Genomic DNA, 20,729 nt, shown 5'->3' on the forward strand with positions numbered 1-20,729 from the left:
CCCAACTCCTCTCCGCGACTGGCCGGTTGGCCAGTCGGCTGCTGCCCCCCTGCTCCAGAAACGAGTCACGCCACCATGACCGCCGCCCCGTCCGGCCCGGCCTTCTCCGTCCACGACATCCCGTTCAGCACGTACGGATCTTGGTTCGACATCTCGCCCGTGGTGGCGGAGATGACGTACGCCGAGGACCTCCACCTCGTCTCGCACCAGAACGGCATGCACGCCGTCCTGCGCCTGATCCCCTTGAGCACGGCGAAGGGCAACCGCGCGGAGACCCGCGTCGAGGCGACACCGGGCCTGCTCAGCTGGACCGGCGACAGTGGCCGCGTCGAGCTCGCCTTCGAGTCGCCGGACACCGTGCGCCTGCGGGGGAGCGGCCTGGGTTTCGGTGTCTTCGCCGCCGCGCCGACCCTGACCCCGTTCAGCGGAACGTACTTCTTCCACGACCCGGCGGCCGACGCGCACGTGTTCACCTCGTACGAGACCGGACGCCGATACCGCGTCACCGTGGTGTCCGGCACTCTCGCGGACACCACCGGATCCCAGGCCCTGGGCGACGGCGACCGCGGACTCACCGTGACCGGGGAGGCCGACGGAACCTGGGAGATCGCGATCGAGGAACTTGACACCTCCCGCCCGCCCTACGCCTCCTCGGCGGCCTTCGGCGAGATCGTGCAGTCCGCGCGGCGTTCGTTCGCCGCCTTCGTCGACGCTGTGGCCCCCTGGCGTTCGACCGCCACTCCGGCCGCCGAACTGGCCGCCTACGTGGTCTGGTCGGCGACCGTGCGGCCGGCCGGCCTGGTCACCCGGCCCGCCGTGCTGATGTCCAAGCACTGGATGGACAAGGTCTGGAGCTGGGACCACTGCTTCAACGCCCTGGCCCTGGCGCCCGGTTGCCCCGAGCTGGCGCTGGACCAGTTCGCCCTGCCCTTCGACCACCAGGACGCCGGCGGCGCCCTGCCCGACTCGGTCACGCACTCCGAGGTGCTGTACAACTTCGTCAAGCCGCCCATCCACGGCTGGGCCTTCGCTCACCTGCGCCGCCGGCTGCCCACGCCCCCCGATCATGACCAACTGGCCGAGGTGTACGCCAGGTTGGAGCGCTGGACCCTCTTCTGGCTCACCGCGCGACGGGCCCCCGGCGCCGAACTGGCCCACTATCAGCACGGCAACGACAGCGGATGGGACAACGCCACCGCCTTCGATCCCGAGCGGGTGGTCGTCACTGCCGACCTGTCCGCCTTCCTCGTGCTCCAGATGAGGGAACTCGCCGGACTGGCCGGGGAACTGGGCAGGCCCGACGACGCACGCCGTTGGGCCGCCGCAGCCGAGGTGACACAGACCGCGCTGTTCGACCAGCTCTGGGCCGGTGACCGGTTCGTCACGCGGTCGGCCGCCACCGAGGACACCTGGAGCAGCGCCAGCCTCCTGGACCTGATGCCCATCGTGCTGGGTGAGCACCTGCCCGGCGAGATCGGCAGCGCGCTGGCCGATCGCATCAAGGCACACCTGACCCCGTACGGCCTGGCCACCGAGCTGACCACCTCACCCCACTACCTCGCCGACGGCTACTGGCGCGGCCCGGTCTGGGCCCCCGCCACCGTCCTCGTCGAGGACGGCCTGCGCCGCGCCGGCCACCAGCGGCTCGCGGACGACATCAGCGCCCGCTTCCGCGCCCTGTGCGAGGCCCACGGCTTCGCCGAGAACTTCGACGCGCTCACCGGCACGGGCCTGCGCGACCGTGCCTACACCTGGACCGCCAGCAGCTACCTGCTCCTCGCGGCGGCGTACGCCCGCCGAGACGGCCATTAGCCGGCCGCCTTGCACGCAGCCCCGGGGCCGGACCCGTCCCACCGGGCGCCCGGTGACCGGGGTCGGCGACAGCCGGACCGACTTCTCCAAGAAGGACGGCCGCCACGGCGTGAACGGGAAAGGTCCTGGCCGATCCCACGGGCAAGCTGCGGTGGATCTCGCCGGCACGGCCAGGCCACACCTGCAATTACCCGGCACAAGAATGCGTCAGATCGTGCTCCGAACCGGGTGAGGTGTTGGCAACTCCCCTTTATTCCGGATGACTTCGTTCGGAAATCCCCGCGGGGTGGAGTTGGTCTCCACAGACAGCGGCGAGGTGTCAACACCTCGGCGCCCGGCATGGAGGATGTCATGCCCGAAATGTATTTCCATGTGCGCTGGCCCGACGGCGTGACGCAGCGCTGCTATTCCCCCTCCACGGTAGTCGAGGACTATTTCGTTCCCGGCGGCCAGTACGCACTTGCGGATTTCGTCCAGCGCAGCCGTACGGCACTCGGTATCGCCGGGGAGCGCGTGAAGGAGAAGTTCGGGTTCTTCTGCACCGGCGCCGCCGAGCAGCTCGCGCAGATCGAGCGGACCGCCGCAGCGTACGCCGCCGTCAGCGATGCCAGGGTCACGGTCGAATCCCTCACCGGCGCCGACCGGAGCACGCGGTGAGCGCGGCTCCAGCGATACGGCCGGCCGGCGCCCTGCCCTCCAGCCTGAAGAGCAGGGGAGGTGCCCCCGTCCCGGTAGTCGTGGTCGGCGGCGGTCAGGCGGGTCTGTCGATGAGTTACTGCCTCGGCCGGCGTGGTGTCGAGCACCTTGTCATCGAGGCGAACCAGGTCGGGCACGAGTGGCGCGAGCGCCGCTGGGACTCCTTCTGCCTGGTGACCCCCAACTGGCAGTGCAGGCTGCCTGGTTATCCGTATCAGGGCGACGATCCGGACGGGTTCATGGTCCGTGACGAGATCGTCCGGTACCTGGAGGACTATGTGGCCTTCTTCCGGTCGCCGCTGGTGGAGGGGGTGACGGTCACCCGGCTGCGGCGCTCGCCGAGCGGGGTGTTCGAACTCTCCACCAGTGCTGGGGATTTGACCGCAGAGCAGGTGGTGGTCGCCACCGGCCCCTACCACACGCCGTCCGTCCCGCCGATGGCCCAGCGACTGCCCGACCGCGTCACCCAGGTGCACTCCTCCCGCTACCGCAGGCCCGAGCAGCTCCCCGAGGGCGCCGTCCTCGTGGTCGGCACCGGCCAGTCCGGCTGCCAGATCGCCGAGGACCTCCATCTCGCCGGGCGCCAGGTGCACCTGGCCGTCGGCAGCGCCCCTCGTGTGGCCCGCTTCTACCGCGGCCGCGACTGCGTGGCCTGGCTCGACGACATGGGCCACTACACCAAGTCCATCGACGCGTTCGACGACGCCGACGCCGTGCGTATGCGGGTCAACCACTATGTCACCGGACGCGACGGCGGCCGCGACATCGACCTGCGCGCCTTCGCCCGCGACGGCATGCGGCTGTACGGGCGGCTGACCGCAATCACGGGTACCGGTCTGGAGTTCGCCGACGACCTGAAGGTGAACCTCGACCACGCCGACGCCGTCGCCGAGGGCATCAAGGACGCCATCGACGCCCACATCGCCGCGCACGGCATCGACGCCCCGACCGAGCCCCGGTACGTCCCGGTGTGGGAGCCGAACGAGCAGCCGCGCGAACTGGACCTGGAGGCCGCCGGCATCACCTCGGTGATCTGGTCGACGGGCTTCAGGCGCGACCACCGGTGGATCGAGGCACCCGTCTTCGACGGCCGCGGCTACCCGATGCACTGGCGCGGCGCCACCAGCACGCCCGGCCTGCACTTCCTCGGTCTGCCCTGGCAGTACTCGTGGGGCTCGGGCCGCTTCGAGGCGGTGGGCCGGGACGCCGAGTTCCTCGCGGACCACATCGACGCCTCGCGCCGCCTGGCCGACGTGTGCGGCACGCTCACCGGAGCCCCCAGCGAACTCGCCTCCGCCCTCCCGATCGGCTGAGGAACCACACCATGGTCCACGACGCACACCGCCACATCGGTGTCCTGCCGGCCTATCCCTTCTACGGCGGCCCACCGGTCAACCCGGACACCACCGCCCGCGCCACCGTCAAGCAGCTCATCGCCGACCTGGACGCGGAGGGCACCGAACGGGCTCTGGTCATCCCCAACTACGGCGTCCCGGACCCCGCGATCGCCTTCTCCTTCAACGAACTGGCACTGGAGGCCGCGCAGAGCGACGACCGGATCCGTGCCGGGCTGTGGGTGTCCCCGCGCCCGGAGGACGCCCAACGCACCACAGCGGCGCTGAAGTTGGCGGGCGAGCCCGGGGTCAAGGCCCTCAAGCTGAGCTTCCTGCTGGGCGGCCGCCCCACGGATCCCGCCTGCCGCCCCCAGCTGGACCGCATCTTCGCCGAGGCCGCCCGGCACGGCCTCGTCGTCCATGTGCACACCTCTCCCGGCGCCGCCTCCGACATCGACGAGGTCGGCCATCTCGTCGACTGGTACGCCGGTCAAGTGCCCGTCCATCTGGTGCACTTCGGCGGCGGGATGAGCGGCCACATCAAGCTCGTCGGCTCCCGGTTCTTCGACTGGATCAGCGCCGGCAAGCGCGTCTACACCGATCTCTCCTGGGCCATCGGCTTCACTCCCCGCTGGCTGGCCCAGGAGATCGAACGCCGCGGCATCGGCCACGACCGGGTGCTCTTCGCCAGCGACCAGCCGTGGGGCGACTTCACCGGCGAGTACGCCCGCCTCACCGAAGCCACCGGCGGCGGCGAACTGGGCGACCTGGTCTTCCGGGACACGTTCGCCGCGCTTTACGACTGACCGCCCCCTCACTCCCTTCCCGTCCGCACAAGGAGACAGCCATGTCCGAATCCGTCGTCACCGCCGAACTCTCCGACGTCGAGCAGAAGTCCCTCGACGAGATCCCGCACCCCTCGCTGCCCGAGGGCACCAGCATCTACGGCTCCACCAAGGTCTTCCCCGACTATCAGGCCGAGAACGGAGAGACGTACTTCACCCTCGTCCACGGCATCGCCCACGAGTCCTCGGTCTCCTTCGTCGCCGTCCTCCAGGCCACCCGCGCCCTGCGCAAGGGCTTCGAGACCGCGATCTACTTCTACGGGCCCGGCTCCCTCAACTGCCTCGCCACCCGCGGCTTCCCGACCACCGGCAACTCCGCCTTCCCCGGCGAGCACAACATCAACAACCAGCTCAAGACGTTCATCGCCGAGGGCGGCAAGGTCTACTGCTGCCGCTTCGGCCTCTCCCTGCACGGCGCCCGCGAGGAGGACCTCATCGAGGGCGTCATCCCCACCCACCCCCTGGACGTCCAGGACGCGCTGATCCACTACGCGCGCAAGGGCGCCATCATCAACTCCACCTACCAGCTGTAGGGAGGACGACGTGAGCGTTGGCACCGGTGACAGCGGTACGGCGGTGGATGTGCGGATCATGACCCGTGCCGAACTCGCCCTGCGCGGCGTCGCGGCGGACGCGCCCGTGCGGCGGCCGGACGGCGCGGGCCCCAGCGACGACGGACACGTCCTCGTCGACGGTGCCAACGCCGCCCTTCCCCGCAACCCCCACAGTCCCTACTCCGTGCGCGACGGCAAGGTGTGGCTCGGTGACGAGGACACCGGAATCACCTTCACACCCGTCCGGCGACCGCAGTTCTACGACCTGACCACCGCCGACGGCATCCGCTACGAGCAGATCGCCCGCCTGCACGGCTCCGATGTCCTGGCCACCACCGTCGTGCAGACCTGCATCCGCTACGCCGAATCCGACCGCTGCCGCTTCTGCACCATCGAGGAGTCCCTGCGCTCGGGCGCCACCGTGGCCGCCAAGACCCCGGCGCAGCTCGCCGAGGTCGCCGAGGCCGCCGTACGGCTCGACGGCGTGAAGCAGATGGTGATGACCACCGGCACCACCACCGGGCCGGACCGCGGCGCCCGCAACCTCGTGCGGTCGGTGCGGGCTGTGCTGGCGGCCGTGCCCGGTCTGCCGATCCAGGTGCAGTGCGAACCGCCCGGCGACCTGGCCTGGATCCGCGCCCTGCACGACGCCGGTGCCACCGCCATCGGCATCCACGTCGAGTCCCTCGACGACGAGGTGCGCCGACGCTGGATGCCCGGCAAGTCGACGGTCCCGCTGGCCGAGTACGAGGCGGCGTGGGACGAGGCGGTGCGCGTCTTCGGACCGAACCGCGTCTCCACCTACCTCCTCGTCGGGCTGGGCGAGGATCCCGACGAACTCGTCGCCGGGGCGGGCAGGCTGATCGACCGGGGGGTGTACCCGTTCGTCGTCCCCTTCCGCCCGATGAGCGGCACCCTCGCCGCCCGCGACGGCGTCGGGTCACCCACCGCGGAACTCCTCAGGTACGTCACCGAAGGCGTCGCCGCGAAGCTGCGCGCCGCCGGTATGAGCGGCGCGGACCAGAAGGCCGGCTGTGCGGCCTGCGGCGCATGCAGTGTGCTCCAGGCAGCGGGCGGGTGAGCGCCGTGTACCTCGACGGTTCCGTCATCGTGCCGGCCGTGGACCCTCCGCAGGACATCCTGGCCCTGCTGGGCGACCGCAGCACGCTCGCGCGCCGGCCCGCCTTCCGCATCGAGGAGGCGGACGGCACGGCGGACGCGGCCGCCTACCGGGAGCTGCGCCGCGCCGCCTTCGTCCAGGAGCAGGGGCTCTTCGCCCGTCACGACCTGGACGACCGCGACACCGACCCCCGGACCGTCGTCCTGGTCGCGAAGGACCCGCAGGGCACCGTGGTCGGCGGGGTGCGCCTCTGCCCGGTCGACCACGGCCCCGACCTCGGCTGGTGGCAGGGCGGCCGCCTGGTCGTCGCCCGCCGGGCCCGTGGCCCGCACGGCATCGGTGCGGCGCTCGTGCGGGCCGCCTGCGCCCGGGCGGAGGCGGAGGGCGCGCTGCGGTTCGACGCGACCGTCCAGGCCCGCAACGAGGTGCTGTTCCGGCGGCTCGGCTGGCAGCGGGTGCGGGACACGACGGTCGCGGGCGCACCGCACGTCCTGATGCGCTGGCCGATCGGCCGCATCGCGATACGGACGGCGGACGCCAAGGCCGCCTTGGGGCCGCTACTGGCGCCGCTGCGTGAGACCGCGGTTCGCGCCGCCGCCCAGGACCCGGTCGGCGGGGCCCTGCGCACGGCGGCGCGGACCGCGCTCGGAGGAACCGGCTTCGTCGGTGACGACGGCGCGCCCGTCCCCGGCACCGACGTGATCGCGGCGTGCGACGCGATCGTGCCGTCCATGGTCGAACGGGACCCCGAGTGGGCGGGCTGGTGCGCGGTCCTGGTGAACGTCAACGACCTCGCGGCGATGGGCGCCGCACCGCTCGGGCTGCTGGACGCGGTGGGCGCCCGCGACGCCGCGCACGCCGCCCGGATCCTGGCCGGACTGGCCCGGGCGGCACAGGCGTACGACGTCCCGGTGCTCGGCGGGCACACCCAGCTCGGCGTCCCGGCCGCCCTGTCGGTGACCGCGCTCGGCCGCACAAACCGGCCGGTGCCGGGCGGCGGGGGCCGCCCCGGACACGCCGTACGGCTCACCGCCGACCTCGGCGGGAGCTGGCGCCCGGGCTACCGGGGCCGCCAGTGGGACTCGACCAGCCACCGCCGTACGGACGAACTGCGCACGATGACCGGCGCGGTGGCCGCCGTACGGCCCGCCGCCGCCAAGGACGTGTCGATGGCGGGCATCGCCGGCACCCTCGGCATGCTCGCCGAGGCGAGCGGCTGCCGCGCGGTGCTCGACGTGGCCGCCGTGCCCCGGCCGAGCGCCGCGACCGTGGGGGACTGGCTCACCTGTTTCCCGGGCTTCGCGATGCTCACGGCCGACAGGCCGGACGCACCGCCCCTGCCCGCCGGACCCGCCACGGGTGCGGTGTGCGGGGAGCTCACCAGAGGAGAAGGCGTCGGGCTGCGCTGGCCCGACGGAGAGATCACCGAAGCGGTCATGTCCACCGTGACCGGGATGGGAACGGCATGACCACCCTGCGCATGGCCGCCGTCGCCGCCGAGTTCGGCCGCGATCTGGAGGAGGACTTCCAGATCGCCGAACGGCTGATCAAGGAAGCCCGGGAGGAGGGCGTACGCCTGCTGGCGCTGCCCGAGGCCTGCCTCGGCGGGTATCTGCTCAGCCTCGACGACTCCGCCGAACTCGACGAGGGCCCGCCCGCGCTCGCCCTCGACGGCCCCGAGATCCGCCGACTGGCCGCCCTGGCAGGGGAGATGACGGTCGTCGCCGGATACTGCGAAGCGGCCGGGGAAGCCCGCTACAACAGCGTCGTCTGCGTCACCGGCGACGGCGTCCTCGGCAACCACCGCAAGGTCCACCAGCCACTCGGCGAGGACGCCAGCTACGCCTCCGGGGACCGCTTCCACGCCTTCGACACGCCGGTCGGCCGGATCGGCATGATGATCTGCTACGACAAGGCGTTCCCGGAGTCCGCCCGCGCGCTCGCGCTCGACGGCGCCGCGATCGGGGTCTGCGTCTCCGCGTGGCCGGGATCCCGGACCAACGCGGCCGCCAGCCTCGAAGAGGACCGCTGGAAACGCCGCTTCGACCTGTTCGACCGGGCCCGCGCGCTGGAGAACCAGATCGTGTGGCTGTCGGCCAACCAGGCGGGCACGTTCGGGTCGCTACGCTTCGTCGGCAGCGCCAAGGTCGTCGACCCCGGCGGCGAGATCCTCGCCGACACGGGCGTCGCCGCCGGCGTCGCCGTCGCCGAACTGGACGTCGTACAGGCACTGGAGACCGCCCGCCGGTCGATGGGACACCTGCGCGACCGGCGGCCCGAGACCTACGACCTACCCACAGGAGCAGTCAGCGCATGAGCACGATCCGGATCGCGGCCGCGGCCGCCCACTTCGGCCGCGACCTGGAGTTCGACCTGGCCCGCATCGCCAAGCTCATCGACGACGCGCGCGCCTCCGGCGCCGGTCTGCTGGTCCTGCCCGACGCCGCGCTCGGCGGCTACCTGGCCGACCTGCGCCACCCCGACCCGGACGCTCTGCCGCCGGCCCTGAAGCCGGACGATCCGCTGATCCTCCAAGTCGCCCGTCTGGCCGCCGAGATGGTGGTCTGCCTCGGCTACTGCGAGGACGGTGGCGACGAACGCTACAACGCCGCGGTCTGCGTCAGCGGCGACGGTGTCCTCGGCCGCCACCGCAAGGTCCATCTGCCGGCCGGCGAGGTCGCCGCCTACGCGCCCGGTGACCGCTTCGACGCCTTCGACACCCCCGTCGGCCGCATCGGCATGCTCATCGACTACGACAAGACCTTTCCCGAGTCGGCCCGCTCGCTGGCCCTGGACGGCGCGGAGATCCTGGCCTGCCTCTCCGCCTGGCCCACGTCCCTCACCAACCGCGCCCCGCGCATGGCCCAGGACCGCCAGGCCAGGCTCTTCGACCTGTACGACCAGGCCCGCGCCGCCGAGAACCAGCTCGTCCTCGCCTCCTCCAACCAGACCGGCTCCATGGGAGGCATGCGGTTCCTCGGCCAGTCCAAGGTGGTCGGCCCGGGCGGTGACATCCTCGCCCGCACCTGGGCCAAGGCCGGCCTGGCGGTCGCCGAGATCGACGTCGCCGAGGAGATCGACCGCGCCCGGCGCATCCTGCGCCACCTCGACGAACGCCGGCCCGACGCCTACCGGGAGAACCCGTCGTGAAGATCGCGCTGCTGAGCTACTCCACCAAGCCGCGCGGCGGCGTCGTCCACACCCTCGCCCTCGCCGAGGCGCTCGCCGCAGCCGGGCAGGACGTCACCGTGTGGACGCTGGGTCGCGGCGGCGACGCGGGCTTCTTCCGGCCGGTCGACCCCGCCGTACGGCTGCGGATCGTGCCGTTCCCGGACGGCCCGCCGGAGGAGTCCGTCGGCGAGCGGATCCTGCGCTCCATCACCGTCCTGGGCGGGGCATTCGAGCCCTTCGCGGCGGCGTACGACATCGTCCACGCCCAGGACTGCATCAGCGCCAACGCGGTCGGCGGCCGCTGCATCCGCACGGTCCACCACATCGACCACTTCACCACCCCCGAACTGGCCGTCTGCCACGAGCGAGCCATCGTCGAACCGTACGCGCACATCTGCGTGTCGGCGGCCGTCGCCACGGAACTGTCCGACGGCTGGGGCATCAAGGCGGTGGTCATCCCCAATGGAGTGGCCTACGACCGTTTCGCCACCACCGAGCCGGCCGCCCGCGCGAACTGGCGTGCCCGTCTGGGCCGTTACGTCCTGACCGTCGGCGGCATCGAGCCGCGCAAGGGCTCGCTGGACCTGTTGGAGGCGTACGCGCTGCTGCGCTGCGCACACCCGGACGTACGACTGGTGATCGCGGGCGGTGAGACCCTCTTCGACTACCGCGACTACCGAGCCCGCTGGGAGGCACGGGCAGCCGAACTCCGGGTGGAACCGGTCGTGTTGGGCCAGGTCGCCGAGGACGAACTGCCGCCCCTGGTGGCCGCCGCCTCCGCCTTCGCCTTCCCGTCCGTCAAGGAGGGCTTCGGACTCGCCGCGATGGAGGCACTGGCCGCGGGAGTTCCGCTGGTCGTACGCGATCTGCCCGTATTGCGCGAGGTGTTCGACAGCGCCGCGCGTTTCGCGACCACCCACCAGGACCTGGCCGCCGAGCTCGGCGCCGCGCTCGCGGACGACACCCCCGAGCGGCGGGCAAGGGGCCGTCGACTCGCCGCCCGCCACACCTGGGCCACGGCTGCGGAACGCCACCTGGCGTTCTACGTCTCGTGGCTGAGGGGCGCCGACGATCCCGGGCGCACCTGACGGGAGGTTCGCGTACGCAGCGGCTGCGGACTCCTCGTTTGAGAGGATCGAGGCATCGCGGACTCATCTATGCAGATCAATGCCCTCACCGTCGATGCCACGGACCCCGAGCGGCTGGCTGCTTTCTGGTCCGAGCTGCTCGGCAGGCCGGTCTGGGCTTTCAGCGGACTGCCGACCCCGAATCCGGCGAACTCGGAGACGCGTCCTTGATCGGTAGTGGTCCGGTACGGAAGAGTCGGCTGATCGGTCGGTGAAGGCTGTATCGCGCCGAAGGTGTACGCGGACCTCTGGTGAACGGCCCGCAGAGGCGTGCCGCAGCCACGGAGCCCGAGCCCGTCCTAGCACCTGCGAGCGTAAGGGGGCACGGGGCAGGCGCTACGAGCACTTCGACGCCCGTGACGAGGGCTGGACGAAGGTGGTGCTACATCCCGACGGCCACGCAGTGCCGGGCATCGGCGGTCGGCTGCCTCCGGCATTGCAGCGGGCTTCGCGCGGGCCCTGGGCGTGGACGACCCAGCCCGGCACCGATGACGGGACGCTGGTGCTGCATGCGCTGCGCCGTCGGACGAGGTCCGCGCCCCGACTGTCGTCCACACGCCGACGGTTGAGGAGACCAACGACGAGATCGACGGCGCTGTCGCCCTCCTGCCAGCCATGGCTGTCGACGACCTCACCAGCCGCGATTTCCGCGACCATCACACGGCGGCACCGCCGACTCCCTCTCCCAGAGCAAAGTGCCTCCGATGGTGGCGGGAACAAGGACCTCGGCAATCCTCATGCTCGCTGGTCTGAGGCACTTCCTGCCTTCGCGGCCACCAGCCGGACAGCGCCGAAGGGGCGGCATGGGACGCGACCCCGCACAGCCCCGCGCTGCCGGGTCCTGGTGGCGAGCGACGACCACGGCGAGGGCCTGACGGCCGGGGCGGGAGATCCGGCGTTAATCGGCGTCAGGCCGGAAGGGCCGCGAGTCGTCGTTTGTCGTGGGGGGAGAAACGCCGGTCCAGACGCTGTTGCAGGCGTTTGCGGGCCGCGTCGCAGTGCCCTGCCGAGACCAGTGCGTAAAGCAGGGTCTCCTCGATGACCTCGCGTTGAGCGGCGCTGCCGCCGACGCGGGGGAGAGCGGGCAGGAGACGCTCCAGCCGCCGTGCCGCCAGGGACCACGCCTCCTCCACGACGCTTTCGAACGCCTCGCACAATGGGGCGATGACCTGCTGCTGCGCGAGGTCGGCCGTCCGCGCGTGGGAGCGCAGGCGCCGCAGTCCCGGCAGGTCGCCCGCGGCGGTGAGGGCGATCGCCGCGTGCAGGGCGGTGAAGGCGGTGGCGGGGCGTTCGAACGCGTCGGCGGCGACCGCGTCCACGACTTCGGTGATGGGTAACCGCCCCTGCCAGCAACCGGCCAGCCACGCCCGCCACAGCAGGGAGCCGGAGTCGACGAGCGCGCGCACCCCCGTGACCTTGCCGGGCGCCAACTGGGCCGCCCACCTGCGCCGTACGGCCGCGCTGTCGTCAAGGGCCAGCTCGTGCAGGGCGGCGTGCCAGGAGAAGTGAGCGCGGTGGCTGCCCCCGCGGCCGTGGCCGGCGAGCCAGTCGTCCAGCCTGCCGCGTCCTGTTGCGTGATCGCCCTGTTCGTAGTGCACGTGGGCGAGCGCGTGCATGGCGTGGCCCGCGTCGGGTTGCGCGGCCAGTGCCTGCTCGGCCAGTTGACCGGCCTCGTCGAAATGCCCCGTCTCCTGCCGTACGAAGGCGAGCAGGGAGGTGTGGAACCAGTGTCCCGCGTGGGCCGGCGCGGTGCGCTCCACCACACGTCGGGCGACGCCGTTGTGGGCGTCGTGCAGTCCGGCGAACGAGATGGTGGGGACCGCGGCGGCGAGGGCGAGCCGGTCGCCGGGGAAGTCGTCGAGGTAGCGCAGCAGGGCGGCGTCGGCCTCGGGGGCCCGGCCGCTGACGCGCGTGAGCACCATGTCGACGAAGGCGCGCTCGCGGTCGTCGGCTCGCTCGCCGGCGCACCTGCGCGCCTGTGCCAGGGCGCGGGAGATGTCCACGTCGGCACCGCTCTCGTAACCGATCAGGGCGAGAGCGGCGTGGGCGACGGCGAAGCCCGGGTCGAGTGCCGTGGCGCGGCGGAACGCCCGCTCGGCGCCCGCCTGCACCTTGAGCACGCGCTCGGTTCCCGAGCGGTACGCGGCTGCGGCAGCGGAGTGGGTGGTGAGGGCGAGCCCGCCGCCGTCCGTGGGGCGTCTGCGGGCGCGGCGGCCCGGTGTGCCGGTCGCGTGGCTGAAGGCGGGCAGGGCGAGCACTTGGTCGGCCACCGTCACGGCCTGGGCACGGATCTCGGGGATCGCGGTGGTCTCCCACAGTTCGCCCCGGCGCGGCGCGCCCAGCGTCCACAGGGGGTGACGGGGGTGCCCGGCCGCATCGCAGAGCCGCCCGCCGCGGGTTGCCACACCGATGCCCAGGGGACCCGGCACCGCCAGGCCGTGCCGCCGCAGGTTGCGCCACAGCACATCGGTGGAGTCCGTCAGGGACAGGCCCGCTCCGGTGCAGTCGATGATCCAGCCCGCGGTGAGCCGGTGGCCGTCGCTGAGGTCGACAGCCCAGGTGGTGGAGGTGCGGCGGTGGGCGTCGGTGACCTCGGCGCGGCGGGTGCGCAGGCGCCGGGTGCGCAGCATGCGGGCCAGTGCTTCCGAGGTCGTCGGCGGCATGCGGTGGCGGTGTGTGTTCCAGAGGGCAGCGTCGTGCCGCAGGAACTCGGCGCGTTCCTCGGGGGACAGGGAAGCCCACAGGCGTGCGGTGTGGGGGCGCAGTCCGTCCACCGCGGGGCGCCAGTCGCCCTGGGTGCGCCGCACCCGGCTGACATGGCGGTACACGGCGGTGCGCAGCGCGCGCAGGCCGAGGTCCGCGGGGAGGTCGCCGACGTCCGCCGGGGGCAGGGCGGTGACCAGGTGTGCCTGGGGGAGCAGGCCGGTGCGGGAGATCGCGTGCACGGTGCGGCCGGGTCGCTCCAGGTGCAGTGCCACGTCCACGGCGGTCAGCCCGGTGCCCACGAGCAGGACGTCGTCCGTGCACCCGGGGGCGGCGGGGGCGTCCAGGGCGCCGGGCGCCCAGGGGTCGGGGACGAAGCGGTCGCTGCTGTGCAGGGTGACGGGCAGGCGGGCGGCGGACAGGGACGTGGGGCCGACGGCGAGCACCACCCCGTCCGCCTCGACGGTGGTGCCGTCGGCCATCCGCAGCCAGGCCGTGCGGCCGCTGACGCGGCAGTCGGTCACCCGGGTACGCAGTCGCCGGATCGCGGCGGTGCCGTGGGCGGCGATGATGGCCTGGCCCAGGATGTCCGCGAGGTAGGCGCCGTAGCGGTGGCGGGGCACGAAGTCGGCCGCGGTGACGGTGGGCTGGCCGTGGCGGCACAGCCAGCGCACGAAGTGACCGGGGTCGTCCGGATAGCAGCTCATGCCTCCGGCGGGCACGTTCAGCAGGTGCCGCGGATCACGCGTGGCGTAGGCCCGGCCGCGGCCCGCTTCGGGCGCCGGGTCGATCAGCAGGATGTCGAGCGGGAGGTGCCGGCGTACGGCGATCTCGCAGAGCTGGAGGGCGACCAGTGTGCCGGCCGCGCCCATCCCTACGACGGCCACGGATCCGCGGGTGACGGATGCGGAAGACCTCATACTGCCTCCGGTCGGTGCGATGGGGCCTCGTACGGTGCCGGGCGCGGTGGCGTCGGCGAAGGCTTCGACGGAGAGACGGATCCGGCGGCGGAGGCCCGGTTGCGGGAGGCGAGGCGGGCTGGGCCGGCGCCGGTAGGCGGTAGTTCACCATTTTCATGAACTACCGGCAACAAGCGTGGGCGCGTACGAGGGAGGCACGTTTCGCCGAGGTGCGGACGTGTGAGAGGTTCGGCGCATGCGGATCTCGGCGAGGGCGGATTACGCGGTGCGTGCCATGGCGGAGCTTGCGGCCGGTGCCGGTACGCCGCTGACGGCCGAGCAGGTCGCTGCCCGGCAGGACATCCCGGTGCGGTTCCTGTTCGAAGTGCTGCGCGCCCTGCGGATGGCCCATCTCGTGCGCAGTGTGCGGGGCCCGCGCGGCGGATACGTGCTGGCCGCGCCGGCGGAGGAGATCAGCCTGGCCGCGGTGATCCGGGCGGTGGACGGTCCCCTGGCCAAGGTGCGCGATCTCAGTCTGAGCGGCCTGCGGTACCCGGGCGCCGCGGCGGCGCTGCCCGATGTGTGGCGGGCCGTGCGGGCCAGTCTGCGTCAGGTGCTGGAGACCACCACGTGTGCCGATCTCGCCCGGGGTGAGCTGCCGGACCTCGTACGGCACCGGGCGCAGGAGTACTCCGCCCGGGAGCCCGGGCCCGGGTGAGAGGTCCCGGCGCGTGTTCGAGGGAGGAATGCTCCCGGATGAACGGTGGCGGGCGTGGTGGGGGCGGCCCCAGTATGTGGCTCGTGTCCAGGACGCCGTGAGCAGGCGCCCGCCCTGTCCGGGCCCGTCGCGTCGCGGACACATGGGAGCATCGACGCCCGCCGAGACAAGGGAGGTTGAGGGATGGCCTGGCGGTCACGCACCTCTCCGCAACCTGCCGCGGAGGCGGCGGCCGAGGAGAGGCGTCCCCCCGGTCTGGTGGTCGGCTGCCGGCTCACCGTCATCGTCCCCGGCGGCACGACCTGGAACCACAAGCCGCTGTACTGCGAGATCGTCCGCCGGGCGAAGGTCCATGGGCTGGCCAACACCGCCGTGTTCCACGCCATGGAGGGGTTCGGCCAGGACGGGGTCATTCACACCACGCGGAGTCTCTCCCTGACCGACCGGCTGCCGCTGTGGGTCATCGCGGTGGACGAGGAAGTCAAGATCCTCAGCTTCCTGCCGGAGGTCGCGGCGTTCAGCGGTGTCGAATCCATAGTGCTCGACCAGGTGCGGCAGTTCACGCTGCGGTGAAGCGGCCGGCTGCGGCTCACGCCTCGTGCGGGGCCGTACCCGGCTCAGCAGGCCCCGCGGCCGGCTTGCGGCCGGCCGCGGGGCTGTCCAGGGACACCAGGCGCCACACCGGCAGGACCCCGGCCGACAGCAGTGCGGCGCCCAGAAAGTCGGGGGCGGCCAGACCGAAGTGCTGGGCCGTGATGCCGCCCAGCAGCGCTCCCACGGGCAACGCCACGACGTTGAGGGTGTGGTTGGCCGCGAGGACGCGTCCGCGCAGGTCCTCGGGGACGCGCTGCTGAAGGACGGTGGTCTCGTTGGCGTTCCACACCATGAACCCGCAGTACACCACCCCCAGCAGCAGGGCGGCGACACGGTAGTCCGGGCAGACGGCCAGCAGTGCCACCCCCGTCGCACAGGCCAGCAGGCTGCAGCCGAGTGCACGGGGTGTTCCCAGCGCCCGGGTGACCCGGGCCGCGACCAGCCCGCCGAGCAGCCCGCCCACCCCGGAGCCGGCCATCACCACCCCGTACCGGTCGACGGGTGTGTGCATGGCCCGTGTCAACTGCAGCACGAGGGTGCTGCCGTAGACGGCCATGCCGAGGCTGCTGACCCACGCGGCGCCGCACACGGTCCGCACCTGCCTGTCCCGGCCGAGCCAGCCGAGGCCCTCCGCGACCTCCTGGCGCAACGGCCGCGCCGGGCGGCGGTGGCCGACCCGTGCCCCGGAGGGTGCCGGTAGGCGCAGGCGCAGTACGAGGGCGGCGGCAGCCAGGAAGCTGGCGGCGTCCAGCACGAAGGGGAGGGAAGGGGCCGCCCCGAAGAGTGTGGCCGCGACAGTCGCGCCGATGAGGGTTTCGGCGATGGTGCGCGCCACGCTGAGGCGGCCGTTGGCGACCATGAGTTCGTCGGCCGGCACCACGGAGGGCAGCATCGACGACGAGGCGCTGTCGAACAGCGTCTGCAGGCACGACAAGGCGAAGCCGACCAGCATCAGAGCGCCGATGCCGGCGTGTCCGGTGGCCACGAGGACCGCGAGGACGCAGCCCACGGTGCCGCGCAGGAGGTCGGTGACCCACATCGCGGTCTGCCGGTCCACCCGGTCGGCCAACGCTCCGCCCACCATGCCGAACAGCAGCCAGGGCAGGTAGTTGACGACCGACACGAGGGACAGCAGGAAGGGGGAGGAGGTCAGACTCGCCGCCAGCAGGGGGACGGCGGTCTTGCGCAGCCCGTCGCCGAAGCGGGAGACCACCGTCGCCGACCACAGGATCCGGAAGGCACCGTGCCACGTCCGCCCCGTGTTCCTGCGGTGGCGCTCTCGCTCGTCGAGCATCGAAAGTTCATGCCTCCAGGGCGACAGCCAGTGCCTCGGCCGCGATGCCGCTGGCCACGCTCAGCCGCCGCCTTGCGCCCGCCGTCAGGTCGTCGGGCTCACTGGAACAGTCCAGCTCGGCCTCGGTGTAGAGGCGGGTCAGCGTGTCGTCCGCGAGGTCGGCGAGTTTCGACTCGCGCCACTTGGGCTTGGGGTTGGTGTTGCCGTGGGCGGCGAGCAGCGCGTCGACGGCGTAACCGAGTGCGTCGCGTGAGTGCAGCATGGCGGCGAGGGGACGGCCGGCGTCCACCGAGCCGATGGCGTCCTCCGCGGCCCCGGTGTAGGCGAGGAAACGCTTCAACATGATGATGCCCGCCAGCCGTTGCCAGTCGAAGCGTTCGCGCAGCGCCTGGAAGCGGTCCCCGCCGAGGATGGGCAGTCCGATGCGCAGGCGGTGGGCCAGGTCCAGGTCGCGGTTCTCGAAGGACTGGGCGCCCGCCCAGTCCATCGGCTGCCAGCCGCTGATGCGGTCCGCCAGGCCGGTCAGCCATTTCAGCGACCAGATCTCGGTGTCGGTGCGCAGCTCGCCGACGAAGTCGGTCTCGATGGCGTACAGGTCGCTGCGGCCCGACTGGGACTGCTCGGGCGTGGGGTTCTCGTAGATGACGTAGATGTCGAGGTCCGACGTCTCGTTCCCGTATCCCTCGACCAGGGACCCGCTGATGTAGGCGATGGCGGCGTCGGTGTGGGTGCCGGTGACGATCCGGCTGCCGATGTCGGTGAGCATGGAGACGGGGAAGATCTCGCTGTGCACGGTCTCTCCTGGCCGGTTGTGGCGGGGTTGGTCAGTACGGTGCCGGGGCGACGAGGCCACGGGTGCGCAGGGTGGCGACGAACTCGGCGGTGTCCGCCTGGACCAGCTCGGCGTCGGCCGCGTAGGTCTGCGCGATGGCGGCGCCGATGTCGGCGATGCTGGTCTTTCCGTCACACCGTTTCCAGATCTCCAGCCCGAGCGCGTTGAGTGTGAACGCCTTGCCGTACTGGATGAGTACGGGCCCGTCCTCACCGACCGAGACCCGCACGTCGTAACGCCTCAACGGTGGTGCTTCCACAGTCTTGGTTCCTTAGCGTCGATGTGCCTGAGGCCAATTCAGGCCGGGGAGGGAAGTCCCTCCCCGGCCTGCTGGCCGGTGCGCCCACGGGGTCACACCGACCGGGAGCCCGGGATCACGCGGATCCGAAGGAATTCCGCGCGATGAGCGGGCGCAGTCGCGTCACGGGCCTTCGACGGCCGTGCGCTTCATCTCGGTGTCGCTGATCTCAGGGCGACGGTACTCGCGCATGACGATCTCCAATCTGTTGCTGGGATTATTCTGCCGATCGAACCGGCGATGGAAAGTCCATCAGAGCCGAGGCAGGCCGTGCAAGCCGTTCCCGCGAAATTTAGGACCGCTTTTTCGGCGGCTATTCCAAGCGAATTCGGGCATGCCTGAACACCGGCTCCGAATCCTTTTCGCGCATGCCGCGGACATGGGGCGGCAGGGCGTTTCGGGGCCGGTGTCACGCCTCGGACGAGGCGGGGGTCAGGACACGCCGAGGCCGGTTTCCACCCCGTCCAGGGCATGGCCGCAGGGGCACGAGCGCGTGCTGGAGAGTCCCTTGACGGCACCGAACAGGACGGGGCGCAGCCGGTCGATGTTCTCGGCGAAGACCCGCAGCACCTCGTCGTGGGTGACGCCTTCGCCCACCTCCACGCCGGCGTCCAGGTCGGTGACGAGCGCGATGGAGGTGTAGCAGAGGCCGAGTTCACGGGCGAGCGAGGCTTCGGGCAGGCCGGTCATGCCGACGATCGATCCGCCGGCGGCGGCGTTCCACCGGGACTCGGCACGGGTGGAGAAGCGCGGGCCCTGGATGACTACGAGCGTGGCCTCCGTACGGGGTTCCCAGCCCTCCGCGCGGGCCGCCGCCAGCACTGCCTCGCGGCCCGCCGGGCAGTAGGGGTCGGCCATCGGGACGTGCACCACCTGCGGAACGGCGCCGTCGGAGCGCTGGTGGCCGTCGTAGAAGGTGTGCTCCCGGCCGTAGGTGCGGTCCACGACCTGGTCGGGCAGGACGAGCGTACCGGGACCGAAATCGGGGCGCAGGCCCCCCACGGCGCAGGGCGCCAGGATCTGGCGCACGCCCACGGAGCGCAGTGCCCACAGGTTGGCGCGGTAGTTGATGCGGTGGGGTGGCAGGGAGTGCCCGCGGCCGTGCCGGGGCAGGAAGGCGACGGTCCGCCCCGAGTACTCGCCGATGAGCAGCGCGTCACTGGGCGGACCGTAGGGTGTTTCGACAGTCACCTCGGTGACGCCGTCGAGGAAGGAATACAAGCCGGAACCGCCGATGACGCCGATCTCGGCGTCGGGCAGATCGGTCATTTCTCGCTCCTAGCGGCAGGGGGTGTCATCGGCACGAACGGCGGCGTCCGGTGACGGTCGAGCCAAACCGCTCGTCGCGTCCATCCAATGGCCAACCTCGCGGCGAATTCAACCCCGTTCTCTGTTCGAGGTCGAACTTCTCGAAATCAGGCAGGTGAGGAATACTCCTACTTAAGGCTGAAGTTGCTGCACCGACGCGCTGGAAGAAGTACTCGGTTGAACGCTCGGCAGTTGAACGTCATGTGGCTCGCCCACAACGAATTGGCCTTCTACGGCATTCCGGCCCTGCTCGACCAGGTGCCTTCGGTCGGCCGCTACGTGGTGTGCCAGGACAGCGGTGACGCCGAGCGCCACCTCACCGACGGCGCGGACTTCGACGTGTGCGTGTTGCCGCTGAGCGCCTACGGACCCGCTCTTGGCGCGCTGACCCGCAAGCGCGGCGCGCGGCTCGTGCTGAGCCTGTCCGACACCGCGGCGCTGCACCCCGGGCTCGCCCACGGCCGGAGCGTGGACGCCTGGCTGCTGGAGCAGTGCATCACCCTGGACGTCCTTACGGAGACGTTCCGGCAGATGGCGCTGCCGGCCACCGGGGCCGCGGCTCCGCTGCGCGCGGAGGCGGAGGCCGTCGGCCGGCCGGCACGCCGCAGCAGCCGGCTCACCGCCCGGGAACTGTCCGTGCTGAGACTGCTGGTGCAGGGGCTGACCAATCAGCAGATCGCCCGGGCGCTGGGCATCTCGATCCACGGTGTCAAACGGCACCTGTCCAACCTGATGCTGAAGTTCGACTGCTCCAACCGCACCGAGGTCGCGCTGGCCGCGTCCAGGATCTGGGAGTGAGGACACCGGCCGGCGTCAGACGGTGATCGCCGCGTCGACGTGGTCGCCGTCGAGCAGGCTCCTCAGCCGTGCGCGGCCCGCGAGGAACGACAGCTCCATCAGGACGGCGACACCGGCGACCTGCGCGCCGCCGGCCCGGATCAGGCCGATGGCCGCCTCCGCGGTGCCGCCGGTGGCCAGGACGTCGTCGATCACGACCACGCGGTCGTCCGCGGCCAAGGCGTCCTGCTGGATCTCCAGTTCCGCCGCGCCGTACTCCAGCTCGTAGGACTGCCTGAGGGTGGCCCCGGGCAGCTTGCCGGCCTTGCGCACCGGGACGCACCCGATGCCGCACTGCACGGCCACCGGCGCGGCGAGGAGGAAGCCGCGCGCCTCCAGCCCCGCCACCTTCGTCGCACCGCGCCGTCGGCACATCGCGGACAACAGGCCGACCAGCGAGGACAGTGCCTGCGCATCGGCCAGCAGAGGCGCGATGTCCTTGAAGACGACACCCGGACGCGGGTAGTCGGGGACGTCGCGGATGAAACCCGCCAGCCGGCGGCCGAGCAGGATCTCGGCCGCCCGCTCGTCGGCGGCGTCGAGCGGGACGGTCGCGAACGGCCGTTCGTACGAGGTCATGTGTTCCT

The 20,729-nt window shown here is 71.9% G+C and carries 19 protein-coding genes and 1 pseudogene; 14 read left to right on the forward strand and 6 right to left on the reverse strand.

Translation table 11 applies throughout. The features are described from left to right. The first annotated feature begins 75 nt into the window (after positions 1 to 75). From ACYF6T_RS19395 to ACYF6T_RS19445, 11 genes and pseudogenes are all read left to right on the forward strand, one after another. Positions 76 to 1,812 (forward strand): amylo-alpha-1,6-glucosidase, encoded by a 1,737-nt coding sequence (locus ACYF6T_RS19395; protein WP_461698025.1) that lies wholly within the window; start codon positions 76 to 78, stop codon positions 1,810 to 1,812. Between the two features lie 351 nt (positions 1,813 to 2,163). Next, positions 2,164 to 2,469, forward strand: a complete 306-nt coding sequence (locus tag ACYF6T_RS19400; RefSeq protein WP_461698026.1) for an MSMEG_0570 family nitrogen starvation response protein — start codon at positions 2,164 to 2,166, stop codon at positions 2,467 to 2,469. Further along, positions 2,466 to 3,821 (forward strand): MSMEG_0569 family flavin-dependent oxidoreductase, encoded by a 1,356-nt coding sequence (locus ACYF6T_RS19405; protein WP_461698027.1) that lies wholly within the window; start codon positions 2,466 to 2,468, stop codon positions 3,819 to 3,821. The genes ACYF6T_RS19400 and ACYF6T_RS19405 overlap by 4 nt, the downstream gene beginning before the upstream one ends. Positions 3,822 to 3,832: 11 nt before the next feature. Continuing rightward, complete coding sequence (locus ACYF6T_RS19410) at positions 3,833 to 4,648, forward strand: amidohydrolase family protein (protein ID WP_461698028.1); 816 nt, start codon at positions 3,833 to 3,835, stop codon at positions 4,646 to 4,648. Positions 4,649 to 4,689: 41 nt separating this feature from the next. Further along, positions 4,690 to 5,220 carry an MSMEG_0572/Sll0783 family nitrogen starvation response protein gene (locus tag ACYF6T_RS19415; protein WP_059193510.1) on the forward strand — a complete coding sequence of 177 codons (531 nt, stop codon included), beginning with the start codon at positions 4,690 to 4,692 and terminating at the stop codon, positions 5,218 to 5,220. 10 nt (positions 5,221 to 5,230) lie between these two features. Beyond that, entirely contained in the window at positions 5,231 to 6,322 is a 1,092-nt protein-coding gene (locus tag ACYF6T_RS19420) for an MSMEG_0568 family radical SAM protein (protein ID WP_461698029.1), read from the forward strand. After that, positions 6,319 to 7,830: an MSMEG_0567/sll0787 family protein gene (locus tag ACYF6T_RS19425; protein ID WP_461698030.1), complete on the forward strand. Its 1,512-nt coding sequence runs from the start codon at positions 6,319 to 6,321 to the stop codon at positions 7,828 to 7,830. The genes ACYF6T_RS19420 and ACYF6T_RS19425 overlap by 4 nt, the downstream gene beginning before the upstream one ends. Then, entirely contained in the window at positions 7,827 to 8,678 is an 852-nt protein-coding gene (locus ACYF6T_RS19430; protein WP_461698031.1) for a carbon-nitrogen hydrolase family protein, read from the forward strand. The genes ACYF6T_RS19425 and ACYF6T_RS19430 overlap by 4 nt, the downstream gene beginning before the upstream one ends. Beyond that, positions 8,675 to 9,511: a carbon-nitrogen hydrolase family protein gene (locus ACYF6T_RS19435; RefSeq protein ID WP_461698032.1), complete on the forward strand. Its 837-nt coding sequence runs from the start codon at positions 8,675 to 8,677 to the stop codon at positions 9,509 to 9,511. Before ACYF6T_RS19430 ends, ACYF6T_RS19435 begins: the two co-directional genes overlap by 4 nt. Beyond that, complete coding sequence (locus ACYF6T_RS19440) at positions 9,508 to 10,620, forward strand: MSMEG_0565 family glycosyltransferase (RefSeq protein ID WP_461698033.1); 1,113 nt, start codon at positions 9,508 to 9,510, stop codon at positions 10,618 to 10,620. Before ACYF6T_RS19435 ends, ACYF6T_RS19440 begins: the two co-directional genes overlap by 4 nt. Before the next feature lie 54 nt (positions 10,621 to 10,674). After that, a pseudogene (locus ACYF6T_RS19445) lies at positions 10,675 to 10,788 on the forward strand (VOC family protein); the annotation flags it as partial. 779 nt (positions 10,789 to 11,567) lie between these two features. Here the strand turns inward: ACYF6T_RS19445 and ACYF6T_RS19450 are convergent. Then, positions 11,568 to 14,282, reverse strand: coding sequence for an FAD/NAD(P)-binding protein (locus ACYF6T_RS19450; protein WP_461698034.1), 2,715 nt, complete (start codon positions 14,280 to 14,282; stop codon positions 11,568 to 11,570). Positions 14,283 to 14,517: 235 nt separating this feature from the next. Here ACYF6T_RS19450 and ACYF6T_RS19455 point away from each other — a divergent pair, with 235 nt between their 5' ends. Next, complete coding sequence (locus ACYF6T_RS19455; RefSeq protein ID WP_461698035.1) at positions 14,518 to 14,979, forward strand: RrF2 family transcriptional regulator; 462 nt, start codon at positions 14,518 to 14,520, stop codon at positions 14,977 to 14,979. 183 nt (positions 14,980 to 15,162) lie between these two features. Continuing rightward, complete coding sequence (locus ACYF6T_RS19460) at positions 15,163 to 15,552, forward strand: DUF190 domain-containing protein (RefSeq protein ID WP_461698036.1); 390 nt, start codon at positions 15,163 to 15,165, stop codon at positions 15,550 to 15,552. Positions 15,553 to 15,568: 16 nt separating this feature from the next. On the opposite strand, the gene ACYF6T_RS19465 is transcribed toward ACYF6T_RS19460, so the two are convergent. From ACYF6T_RS19465 to ACYF6T_RS19480, 4 genes are all read right to left on the reverse strand, one after another. After that, entirely contained in the window at positions 15,569 to 16,867 is a 1,299-nt protein-coding gene (locus tag ACYF6T_RS19465; protein ID WP_461698037.1) for an MFS transporter, read from the reverse strand. Between the two features lie 7 nt (positions 16,868 to 16,874). Further along, positions 16,875 to 17,660, reverse strand: a complete 786-nt coding sequence (locus tag ACYF6T_RS19470) for a nucleotidyltransferase domain-containing protein (protein ID WP_461698038.1) — start codon at positions 17,658 to 17,660, stop codon at positions 16,875 to 16,877. Between the two features lie 31 nt (positions 17,661 to 17,691). Further along, complete coding sequence (locus ACYF6T_RS19475) at positions 17,692 to 17,958, reverse strand: PqqD family protein (protein ID WP_461698039.1); 267 nt, start codon at positions 17,956 to 17,958, stop codon at positions 17,692 to 17,694. Between the two features lie 471 nt (positions 17,959 to 18,429). Then, positions 18,430 to 19,266, reverse strand: coding sequence for an S-methyl-5'-thioadenosine phosphorylase (locus ACYF6T_RS19480; protein ID WP_461698040.1), 837 nt, complete (start codon positions 19,264 to 19,266; stop codon positions 18,430 to 18,432). A gap of 216 nt (positions 19,267 to 19,482) precedes the next feature. Between ACYF6T_RS19480 and ACYF6T_RS19485 the strand changes: the two genes are divergently transcribed. Next, complete coding sequence (locus ACYF6T_RS19485) at positions 19,483 to 20,103, forward strand: helix-turn-helix transcriptional regulator (protein ID WP_461698041.1); 621 nt, start codon at positions 19,483 to 19,485, stop codon at positions 20,101 to 20,103. Positions 20,104 to 20,118: 15 nt separating this feature from the next. On the opposite strand, the gene ACYF6T_RS19490 is transcribed toward ACYF6T_RS19485, so the two are convergent. After that, a complete protein-coding gene (locus tag ACYF6T_RS19490; RefSeq protein ID WP_461698042.1) occupies positions 20,119 to 20,721 on the reverse strand; it encodes an adenine phosphoribosyltransferase in 603 nt (200 codons plus the stop codon). Positions 20,722 to 20,729: the final 8 nt, after the last annotated feature.

This window comes from Streptomyces sp. 7R007 (assembly GCF_054850255.1).